This is a genomic window from Bacteroidia bacterium, assembly GCA_019695265.1.
Lineage (GTDB): Bacteria > Bacteroidota > Bacteroidia > JAIBAJ01 > JAIBAJ01 > JAIBAJ01.
This window is the reverse complement of sequence record JAIBAJ010000111.1, coordinates 1-11,599: the sequence shown is the minus strand read 5'-3', so window position 1 is coordinate 11,599 and position 11,599 is coordinate 1. Positions and strand designations below refer to the sequence as shown.

The 11,599-nt window shown below is 38.9% G+C and carries 8 protein-coding genes; 6 read left to right on the top strand and 2 right to left on the bottom strand.

Features of this window, described 5'->3' with window-relative positions; all coding sequences use genetic code 11:
- Window positions 1-482: 482 nt before the first annotated feature.
- The gene (locus K1X82_13020) at window positions 483-1,730 is read right to left on the bottom strand and encodes an ABC transporter permease (protein ID MBX7183027.1); all 1,248 of its coding nucleotides are present in this window, start codon (window positions 1,728-1,730) and stop codon (window positions 483-485) included.
- Between the two features lies 1 nt (window position 1,731).
- The gene (locus K1X82_13015) at window positions 1,732-2,115 is read right to left on the bottom strand and encodes a hypothetical protein (GenBank protein MBX7183026.1); all 384 of its coding nucleotides are present in this window, start codon (window positions 2,113-2,115) and stop codon (window positions 1,732-1,734) included.
- 158 nt (window positions 2,116-2,273) lie between these two features.
- Here K1X82_13015 and K1X82_13010 point away from each other — a divergent pair, with 158 nt between their 5' ends.
- The 6 genes from K1X82_13010 to mutS form a co-directional block, all read left to right on the top strand.
- Window positions 2,274-3,569 (top strand): bifunctional folylpolyglutamate synthase/dihydrofolate synthase, encoded by a 1,296-nt coding sequence (locus tag K1X82_13010; GenBank protein MBX7183025.1) that lies wholly within the window; start codon window positions 2,274-2,276, stop codon window positions 3,567-3,569.
- Window positions 3,570-3,691: 122 nt separating this feature from the next.
- Window positions 3,692-4,513 (top strand): enoyl-CoA hydratase/isomerase family protein, encoded by an 822-nt coding sequence (locus K1X82_13005; GenBank protein MBX7183024.1) that lies wholly within the window; start codon window positions 3,692-3,694, stop codon window positions 4,511-4,513.
- A 3-nt stretch (window positions 4,514-4,516) separates the two neighbouring features.
- The gene (locus tag K1X82_13000; GenBank protein ID MBX7183023.1) at window positions 4,517-5,125 is read left to right on the top strand and encodes a rhomboid family intramembrane serine protease; all 609 of its coding nucleotides are present in this window, start codon (window positions 4,517-4,519) and stop codon (window positions 5,123-5,125) included.
- Window positions 5,126-5,150: 25 nt separating this feature from the next.
- Window positions 5,151-6,041 (top strand): hypothetical protein, encoded by an 891-nt coding sequence (locus tag K1X82_12995; protein ID MBX7183022.1) that lies wholly within the window; start codon window positions 5,151-5,153, stop codon window positions 6,039-6,041.
- A gap of 169 nt (window positions 6,042-6,210) precedes the next feature.
- Window positions 6,211-9,039 carry an insulinase family protein gene (locus K1X82_12990; protein MBX7183021.1) on the top strand — a complete coding sequence of 943 codons (2,829 nt, stop codon included), beginning with the start codon at window positions 6,211-6,213 and terminating at the stop codon, window positions 9,037-9,039.
- Window positions 9,040-9,173: 134 nt separating this feature from the next.
- Window positions 9,174-11,599 (top strand): DNA mismatch repair protein MutS (gene mutS / locus K1X82_12985; protein ID MBX7183020.1); only part of this gene is annotated, 2,426 nt, incomplete at its 3' end.

The window sequence follows — 11,599 nt, the reverse complement described above, 5'->3', positions numbered from 1 at the left end:
AATGGTCGGGCTTTCGGCGCTACTCCTCGTCCACCTCCGCTAACGCATCGGTGTCCTGTGGGGTAGACTGCCTCTATCCCTACCCGACCCGACCCCAAGCATATCATTTTGTCCAAAACTGCTGCCCGGAAACAACAAATTTGATTTGCCCCCCCCTTTTAATCCTTTGCTTTGATCTGGTTTTTGGTTATGTTCAAAACAAATCCTAACTCATGTTGGTTAGGCAAAATGCGCAATAAATGCGACACCGTGCGGGATTGCACCTCGGGCAACGATAGAGGCAAGTAGCCCACAGGAGCACGCGGCGCTAGCCAAGTGCGACGAGGACTACAGCCGATAGCGTGACCCGAACGCCCATTTACCGCTGTTTGTAATTGCAAAAATGGGATTGGGCGGAGGGGGCCCGCCTAATCAGAAAAAAAATTAGAAACAAAGAAATAGACCGGAGGAAAAACTGGTCTATTGACAGGAAGCTGTCCACCTTATCCGTTGCTACGAATGGCTTCCACAGGATCTAACCGGGATGCACTAAATGCCGGAATGATGCCGGAAACCAGTCCAATAATGACTGAAATGAGAATACCCCTCATGATATTAAACCAGGTAAGAGCCATTTCCATGTCGAGGAAGGCATTTACCGCTTGGACTATCAGAAAAACGATTACTAAGCCGATAACACCACCCATCAAACACAACAAAATTGCTTCGAACAAAAATTGAAACAGGATAAAGTAATTTTTGGCGCCCAAGGCCTTTTGGATTCCAATTTGACTTGTACGTTCCCTAACCGAAACAAACATGATATTAGCTATTCCAAAACCTCCGACCAAAATCGAAAAGCCACCAATAAACCAACCGGCAAAATCCAGTAAAATAAAAAGCCCTTCGAAACCTTTGGAAATTAGGCTTGTTTCATTCAGAGCGAAATTGTTTTCTGCAGAAGGTTTAAGTCGCCTAACAGATCGCAAAACACCGGTAATTTCGTCCTTCAATTCTTCATTACTAATTCCGGGTTTGGCTTTCACCATCACCATTGGATCCAAATTTTCTTTTCTAAGGTTAAATAGGTTTCGGGCAAAGTTGATAGGTACTATTAAATAATTGTCTTTGTTATTCCCAAAAATACTTTCACCATCCTTGTCCAATTTTCCAATAATTAAAATCCTTTTACCCCCCATTTTAACCATTTTGCCAACCGGGCTAAGATCGCCGAACAAGGCATTGGAAATTTCATAACCAAGGATACCCACGTTTCTACCGGAGGCGCTTTCGGCGGAGGTAAAATACCTTCCATCCAAAAGGTTCAGATCCCTAATTTTATTCCAATCGTGCGAAACGGCATTGACGTCGACACTTTCGACCGAATTATTTAAAAAGGTAACTGTTTTTTTGGTACCAACCCTAAAACAGATTCCTTGAGCTGTTTTTAATCTTCGCTGTAATTCTTCGGCATCTTCTACGCTGGGAACAGGTCTTTGCCAATATTTCCACCAGGGGTAATCGCCACCAAACTCCCAGGGCCATTTGTGTACGTAAATGATATCATCTCCCAGGCTTTGCACGCTGTTCCTGACATAGTCCTTCATACCGTCCACCACGGTAAAAACGGAAATGATGGCCAGTATCCCAATGGTAATTCCCAGCAGTGATAAAAACGTACGCAAACGATTGGCTGCCATGGCACCAAAAGCCAAAATAAAACTCTCTGATAGTAATTTCAAAAACAGCATATCACTTTACAACTAAGGTTTGGCAACTCCAATCTTTTCCAACCAGCATTTGAAGAACAAAATTACCTGAGGCCAGATGATGGGTAGGAATCCAGAACGATTCATTTTCCCAAAATCCATTCAAAGATATCGATTCGCCTAATGGATTGATTAAGCGCAGTGATTTAAAATCTGCACCCGGCAATGGAACTAACTTAACTAATTCACCCTGAACAACAGGATTAGGAAAGATGGAGAAATCAGGTGTACGACTCGGATCAGAAACCGATAAGGTTTGGCTAATCTGAATCATATCAAATCCATCTCCGCTTCCACCACCATACTGAGCCTTAGCGGAAAAAGAAAATCCGAGAGAAGCGAGAATGCAGCAGGAGAAAATTTTCATTTTCAAGGATATAGAAAACTGTTCCATCGATAAAAGGAAGGACGAAGGTAAGGTCTGAAAAGGAATCCCAAATTCGGTTAATATTAAAATTATAAAAAAAATCAAAAGCTACCTGCAATCCAAAAATTAATAAAAACTTTGCGCACTAAATTAGTCCCTTGACTTATTCAGAAACGATAGACTACCTATTCACCAAACTTCCTATGTTTCAGAGGATTGGTGCTGCAGCATATAAAGCAGATTTAAAGAATATTGTTGCCCTTTGCCAGTTTTTAGGAAATCCACAGGCAAAAATCAAATGCATCCATATTGCGGGAACCAATGGAAAAGGTTCAGTAAGCAGTATGATGGCGGCCATACTTCAAAGCAGTGGTTATAAAACCGGATTATTTACCTCACCTCACTTGCATGATTTCAGAGAACGAATTAAGGTAGATGGTAAAATGATTGATCGAAAAAGGGTGGTTGAATTTGTTGATAAGGTAAAGCCTTTTATTGAAACGCATAATCCTTCCTTTTTTGAATTAACTGTTGGAATGTGTTTTGAGCATTTTGCCAGAGAAAAGGTTCAAATTGCTGTAATTGAGACCGGTTTAGGCGGACGATTGGATAGTACCAATATTATTTATCCGATTTTATGTATAATCACCAATATTGGTTGGGATCATCAGAATTTACTTGGAGATACCTTAGAAAAAATTGCATTTGAAAAAGCAGGCATTATTAAACCGGGAATTCCAGTGGTAATCAGTGAATCGAGTCAGGTAACTGAGCCTATATTTAATATCAAGGCCAGAGACAATGTGGCTTCCATTTATTATGCCGATAAACAATTCAAATTAGAACATTTAAACTATTCGAGCGACAAACCGGGATTACATTTTGATGTGTTTCAAAAGGGTAGCATTTATTTAAAAAATGTACACCTTCAGCTTTCAGGTTTATACCAGCAACACAATGTTAAAGCCGTATTTCAGGCGGTTGAGGTTCTGCGCAATATGGCCTATCGTATTTCGGATGAAACCCTTAAGAAAGGATTGAATCAGGTTATTGATTTAACCGGTTTAAAAGGAAGGTGGCAGATTTTGAGTAAATCACCATTAACCATAGCCGACACCGGTCACAATAAGAATGGATTGGAGGAAGTGAGCTACCATTTGGGAAAGATTAAATACAACCATTTACATTTTGTGATGGGAGTGGTAAATGACAAGGATTTGACCAAGGTTTTTGAGGCTATACCCAAGAACAATGTTACATTTTATTTTTGCAAACCGGATGTACCGCGCGGTATGGACGAGAAGCAACTGAAGCAATATGCATTGGATTGTGGTTTGGAAGGCAAATCTTTTACATCTGTAAAAGCGGCATTAAAATCTGCCCAGAAACATGCTGAAAAAGACGATTTAATTTTTGTAGGTGGCAGCACCTTTACCGTAGCAGAAGTGGTTTAAGATGGAATAGCCGTCAGATAGGTTGGTTTAAATTTCCAAATATTGGCTCCTCAGGTTACGGCACAAGTATCAAAATGGATTTATTCATCCAACTATTTGCTAATTATCGGTAATTTCGCCCCATGCTTTACACTTCTGAACAAACCCAAAATGCGCTTAATGAAAGGTACCAATACCTATTGGTGAAATTTGAAAACCATGTTTTGACCCTTACCTTAAATCGTCCGGAAAAGAAGAATGCACTTAACCCCATTTTATTTAAGGAATTAGTTTTTGGATTAAGCTATGCTCAAAATGAAAAAGATGTTTGGGCGGTTGTAATAGCAGCTAATGGAGATACCTTTTGTGCCGGGGCGGACCTCAAGTCTTTTGCAGGAAGTGGTGAAGAAATTGTTTCCAGTATACCGGAGCCCAATGGAGAAATACTATTAGGAGAGGCATTCAACCTGGTGCATAAACCTTGCATAGCCCGGGTTCAAGGGAATGCGTTGGCAGGAGCTTTTTTAATCGTTTGCGGTTGTCAATATGTATTTGCTGCGGAACAAGTTAATTTTAGTCTACCGGAAGTAAAAAGGGGACTATTCCCATTCCAGGTTTTGGCCTCCTTACGTGGAATAATGTCAGAAAGAAAAGCATTGGATTTATGCATACGGGCAGCTACCTTAACTGCACAGGAAGCCAAAGAACTAGGTATTGTTACCCATCTAAGCTCCAAAGAAAATCTGGACATAGCCATCGACCAATTTTTGGTTGAACTAAAGAAGTTATCACCCACAGCCATTCGGAAAGGAATGCAGGCTTCGGAGGAATTAAGAAATATTCCCCTTTCGGAACACCACCTTTTTCTTAAAAACAAACTAAACGATATTGTAACCACCAAAGATGCAGCCGAAGGAATAATGGCCTTTGTTGAAAAAAGAGAGCCTCGTTGGACAGGCGAATAAAACATGGTACTTCTCATAATCATTCTAACTAGCCTAGCTTCCATATGGGCTTTTTCAAATCCTAGTTTCTTTTACAAATTAGACTTTCAGCCTTATGAAATTAATCGAAATCCTTTAAAGGAATTTTATCGATTTATTTCACATGGATTTATTCATGCCGATTGGCTTCATTTGATTTTCAATATGATTTCGTTCTACTTTTTTGCAGGAGCGATAGAAGCCGTTTTTCAATCCAAGTTCGGGAGCTATGCAATTCCTTACTTTCTACTACTTTACTTGGGTGGAATTTTTTTAAGTGTAATACATACCTACGAAAAACATAAAAATGATATCTACTACCATGGAGTTGGAGCATCCGGAGGTGTTAGTGCTATCATGATGGCTAGTGTTATCTATTTTCCTTGGGAAAAAATTTGTTTGTATTTTATTTTATGTCTTCCATTAATTTTTTGGGCCATTATTTATTTAGGTTATTCCTTTTATATGGGCAGGAGAGGTGGAGGTTATGTGAATCATGATGCACATTTTATAGGTGCCATTTATGGAGTTATTATAACCCTTATCTTAGACCAGCATGCCTTAGCAGATTTCATTTACAAATTAGGAATTTAGATTATTTTTACCGAAAAAAAGGTGGATGAAACGAACTATTTTCGGATTAATTCTTTTTCTATTAATATTCAAAACTGGAATTAATTCAGCACAGTCACTCGATAGCTGTGGTCTTAACGATAAACATGAATTAACACTTTCTGAATCGAATTTTCTAAACACATACCTTCAAAAACAACGAAATGATTTTGATTTCCTTCAAAAGAAAATCGCCTTTCTATCCGGATATTCAATAAAATATAAAACGACCAAATCAAAATTCTTCCAACTTATCAAGTCACAAGTAGATGTGAGGAAATACTATCTTCAGGTAGTCCCTTTCAATAGCACAGATAAAGCAAACTCAGGTGGATTTGATGGATTCATTCTCTATGACGAAAAGTTGAAGTTGGATAGCGTTAGCATTTCTGAAATTGCACAGCTAATTGGGGGGAAAGAAATCAAACAAACCGTAAGAAAAGATGTGCTTTCTTTGGGAGCCGGGCTAGGTCAGGACTACGGTGGCATAGGAGTAAATTTGGTTTTTTACCCACAAACCAATATTGGTTTATTTGCCGGATTTGGATATGCCCTAATAGGCCTCGGATATAATGTAGGCACTAAAATCCGTTTAGGTTCCAGGTATTCTAAATCCAAATTGAATCCTTCTTTTATGGCTATGTACGGGTACCATACAATTGTCAGTATCGAAGGATCTTCCCCTGCCAAGAAAATATTTTATGGTTTCACTTTAGGGCCGAGTCTTGACATATCCTTTAATGCCCAAAATAATTCCTATTTATCGTTGGCCGTATTAGTTCCAATCCGAACCAATGAGGTAAAAGACTACTTAGACATTCAAAGAAAAGCAAACCATATAAGCTTATTCATTTTACCTGTTACCTTTTCAATTGGATTTCATTCCCGTATATTTTAATAATCCATTGTCCGATTTTGAACACCTGGGTTAAATATTGAACAATTAAAGAAAGTAACAATAAATTCAAAATATTGATTTTCAACTATTTAATCCAGTAAAACTTTTTGGCACATTTCATGACTTTTAAGGAATGACAAAAACAAAATAAACTACTATTGCAACCTTAATTCTACAAAAGAAAATGAGAAAAGTACTCTTAACAGCAAGTGTAATCGGATTAAGCCTACAAAGCTTTTCCCAAACCAAGCTGATAGAAAAAGTTTCAGCTAAGGCAGATGAGTTAATCATTCCTTACGAGCGTTACCAATTACCTAACGGTTTAACCGTATTAATACATGAAGACCATAGCGATCCAATCGTTCATTTGGATGTAACTTACCATGTTGGAAGTGCAAGAGAAGAACTTGGACGCAGTGGTTTTGCACACTTTTACGAGCACATGATGTTCCAAGGTTCAGACCACGTAGAGGATGAGCAACATTTTAAATTGGTAAGTGAGGCCGGAGGACAAATGAATGGAAGTACCAATACAGACCGTACCAATTATTTTGAGACACTCCCTTCCAATAAACTTGAAATGGCTTTGTGGTTGGAATCGGATAGAATGGGCTGGTTACTGGATGCTGTTACCCAACAAAAATTTGAGGTTCAAAGAGCTACGGTAAAAAACGAACGTGGACAAAATTATGACAACCGTCCTTACGGATTGATGTACGAAAAACTCGGTCAGGCTATTTATCCATATGGACACCCTTATTCCTGGAGCACCATTGGATATTTAGAAGAGTTGGACAGAGCCACCTTGGAAGATTTAAAAAAATTCTTTTTACGTTGGTATGGACCTAACAACGCCGTATTAACAGTTGCCGGTGATGTTGAAACGAAACAAGTTCTTTCCTTAGTGGAAAAATACTTTGGACCAATCAATCGCGGACCCGAGGTAAAGAAAATGGATTGGGAAAAAATCAACTTGGAGTCGGATCGTTACATCTCTTATGAAGACAATATTCGATTTCCGGCCATAGTAATGTCTTTTCCAACCGTTCCGAACTTCCATCCGGATGAGCCTGCATTAGATGTACTTTCTGATATTTTAGGAGGTAGTAAAAACTCTATTTTCTTTAAAAACTTCGACAAAGCTCAAATAGCAGTTCAATCCAGTGTTTCCCATCCTTGTATGGAGCTGGGAGGACAATTTACCCTTTCAGTTTTTGCATTGCCCGGAACCAACTTGGCAGAAATGGAGAAAAAAATCAGAGAATCGCTGGAAGAATTTGAGAAAAGAGGTGTTTCGGAAGATGATTTGAACAGCTATAAAGCCCGACACGAATCCCAAGTTTTTCAAAGCTTGGAAAATGTTGCCGGAAAAGCTGGACAATTGGCTCAATATTATACCATGATGAGTAACCCTAATTACATTGGTAAAGACATTGAACGTTATAACAAAGTAACCAAAGAAGATGTAATCAGGGTTTATAACCAATACCTGAAAGGCAAAAAATGTGTGGTATTGAGTATTGTTCCCAAAGGACAGTCGCAAATTGCCGCCAATAAAGACAATTTCACACCCAAGTTCACTTCAGCAGATTTCAAACCGGATAATAAGCAATATGAAGGATTAAGTTACAAAAAACCTGCTAAGGAAGCCGATAAATTTGATCGTTCAAAAATACCGGGTTCCGGCGCCAATCCGGTTATGAAGGTTCCTTCCGTAGTAAAAGGTAATAAAGCCGGCTGTGATTATATCATCACCCCTTACGACGAATTGCCAATAGTTAGTTTGTCTTTGCTTTTTAAAGCCGGTCACAGGTACGAATCAATCAACAAATCCGGAATTGCAACCTTGACATCCAGCCTTTTAGATGAAACTACCAAGAATTTTAGCACAGAAGCAATTGCTGGAGAATTGGACAGAATGGGAAGTGAAATTACCATTGAAGCAAACGATGATGATATCATCTTTAATGTTTTTTGTTTAAAGAAAAACTTAAGCCGTACCTTGGAATTGTTGAATGAGAAGGTTGTAAATCCGGCTTTCAATCAAGATGATTTTGATCGTAAAAAATCCGAACAATTAGAATTTATTGCTAATCAGGTTACGCAAGCCAGAGCAATGGCCGATAATGCGTTCAGAGCTAAATTATATAAAGCAAACAGCATCCTTTCCATTCCGGTAGTTGGCACAAGTACTACGGTAGAATCAATTTCTTTGGATGATGTGAAAGCTTACTACAGCAACCTAAACCTAAAAAATGCAAGAATAATTGTGGTTGGAAGCATTGCTGAAAAAGATTTGAATCCTCTCTTTAAAGGATTGGAAAGTCTAACCCCTTCCAAAACTGCCTTGGTTTCCGATAAAGGTGAATTTAATACTTTTCAAAATTTTACCGTTTACTACATCTCAAAAGAAAAAGCTCCACAATCTGAAATTAGAATTGGTTACGTGGCTTTACCATACGATGCAACCGGAACCTTTTATAAAGCCAATGTTGCCAATTTCCCATTCGGAGGTAATTTCAATTCACGTATAAACCTTAATCTTCGTGAAAAAAGAGGATTTACCTATGGAACCAGAGCCGCATTTGAGGCTACTGATTTGGCAGGTCCATTTTTCATTACCGGAGGTTTCAAAGGTGTAGTAACAGATAGCTCCATGATAGAATTGGTTACAGAACTCAGAAGCTTTCATGAAAAAGGAATAACAGAAGACGAACTCGCCTTTACTAAAAGTTCTTTGGGTCAAGCGGATGCCTTGAAATTTGAAGCCCCCCAACAAAAAGGTCGATTTTTAAAACGTTTATTGGATTACAAACTTGAAACTAGTTACCTTGAAAAACAAAATGAAGTTTTAAAAGGATTAACAAGCTCCGAATTAAACGGATTAATCAAAAAATACTTCAACCTGAACAACATGGTTTCTGTGGTAGTTGGAGATCCCAAAAACATAGAAAAACTAAAGGCCGCTGGTTTTAATGTAGAAGAAATTAAACCTTAAGACTATTAAGCTAATGGAAAGCCCCGAACTCAGGTTCGGGGCTTTTTTTTTGATACGGATTTGCTTGGAATAGTGGAAAAGTTTCACCAGATACACGTAAGATTAACAAGAGAAATCAGCATTTTTGTGGCAAGATGAGTAAGGCAACTGCAGCAAACGAAACCCCATTAATGAAACAATACAATAGCATCAAGGCTAAACACCCGGATGCCATTTTGTTATTTAGGGTTGGTGATTTTTATGAAACCTTTGGGGAAGATGCAGTCAAGGCTTCTAAAGTATTAGGAATAGTATTAACCAAACGTGGAAATGGATCTGCCACTGAAGTTGCCCTTGCAGGATTTCCTCATCATTCCCTCGAAACTTATTTGCCAAAATTAGTTAGAGCAGGTTATCGGGTTGCCGTATGCGACCAATTGGAAGATCCAAAGTTTACCAAAACCATCGTTAAAAGAGGCATTACCGAAATGGTAACACCCGGCGTTACCTTTAACGACCACATTCTGGATGCTAAATCCAATAATTTCCTTGCAGCCATCTGTTGGGATAAAAGTAACTTTGGATTAGCATTTATGGATGTTTCCACCGGAGAGTTTCTTACCGGATCCGGCGATAAAGAATATGCCGATAAATTACTTCAAAGCTTTAAGCCGGGAGAAATTCTCTTTCCCAAAAATAACAAGTCCTTTTTCCGGGATAATTTTGGTGGACAAAGTTCCGAATTTGGTTTAGAAGATTGGGTTTTCACCTCCGAATTCACCGAAGAATTATTGTTGAAACACTTCGGTACTAAATCCCTAAAAGGATTTGGTATTGAAAAAATGGGCTTACATACCATCGCAGCCGGTGCAGCTCTGCATTACCTTTCTGAAACTAGACACGACAGACTCAACCACATCACCAAACTTCAACTGATTGAAGAAGAACACTATGTTTGGTTAGATAAATTCACTGCCAGAAATCTGGAAATATTCTACACCAATAGTCCGGGTGGTACCAGTCTGGTCGATGTATTGGATCAAACCTCCACACCCATGGGAGGACGACTGTTGAAAAGATGGATTGCCTTGCCGCTGAAAAACAAAAAAGCCATTGAAGATCGGTTAGAAGCAGTAGAAGAATTAAAAAACAATACTGAACTCCGACAATCCTTGCAATCATACCTGTCTCAAATAGGAGACCTGGAAAGATTAATGTCCAAAATAGCCGCAGCAAGAATCAATCCCAGAGAAATGGTCATGCTCCGAAAAACCTTGGATTTAACCGGTCCAATCAAGGAGTTATGTTTGGGATCTTCCTGCTTGCCCATTAAACGTATTGGAGAGCAATTAAATCCATGCGAAACCATGCGGGATAAAATTGCTAACGAGCTTCAGGATGAACCTCCGGCCTTGGTCAATAAGGGCAATGTAATTAAACAAGGTGTTAACCCTGAGTTGGATGAACTAAGGAAAATTAGTACTTCAGGAAAGGAATATTTGCTGGAAGTTCAACAACGAGAGGCTTTACGTACCGGTATCACCTCCCTAAAGGTTGCTTATAACCAAGTTTTTGGATATTACATCGAAGTTACCAATGCCCATAAAAATCGAGTACCGGACGATTGGGTAAGAAAACAAACCTTAACCAATGCTGAACGCTATATAACAGAAGAACTAAAAGAATACGAAACCAAAATTCTAGGTGCAGAGGAAAAAATTCTGGCACTAGAAACAAGGTTATTTGAAGAACTGGTACTATCCTTAACCGAATATACAGAAGCTGTTCAGCTAAATTCAGGGTTATTGGCCAAACTGGATTGTCTTTGCAATTTTGCCTTTATCGCAATCGAAAACAATTATACCAAACCCATATTAAATGATGGATTAGCCTTAAAAATCGTCGAAGGAAGGCACCCGGTTATTGAAAAGCTAATTCCGGTCGGAGAGCAATATGTTCCGAATTCCATCCAATTAGACCCTGAGGATTGTCAAATTATCATTCTAACAGGTCCAAACATGTCGGGTAAATCGGCATTATTGAGGCAAACTGCTTTAATAGTTGTTATGGCTCAAATTGGCAGTTTTGTTCCGGCTACCAAAACGGAACTGGGTGTGGTAGACAAAATATTTACCCGTGTAGGAGCTTCAGACAACCTCAGTTCCGGTGAAAGTACCTTTATGGTAGAGATGAATGAAACAGCGAGTATCCTGAACAATTTAACTCCGAAATCATTGGTTATTCTGGACGAAATTGGCCGGGGAACAAGCACCTATGATGGTATTTCCATTGCCTGGTCAATTACTGAATTTTTACATGAAAATGGAATTGCAAGACCCAAAACCATGTTTGCTACTCATTATCATGAACTGAATGAGTTGGAAAAATCCCTGGCCAGGGTTAAAAACTATAGTATTGCTATTAAAGAGATTAATAAAAAAATCATCTTCCTCAGAAAGTTGGTGGAAGGAGGTAGCGAACATAGCTTCGGTATTCACGTAGCTCAAATGGCAGGTATGCCTAAAAAGGTTATTGAACGGGCAAATCAGATTCTTTCTCATCTGGAAAAAGATCATTCTTC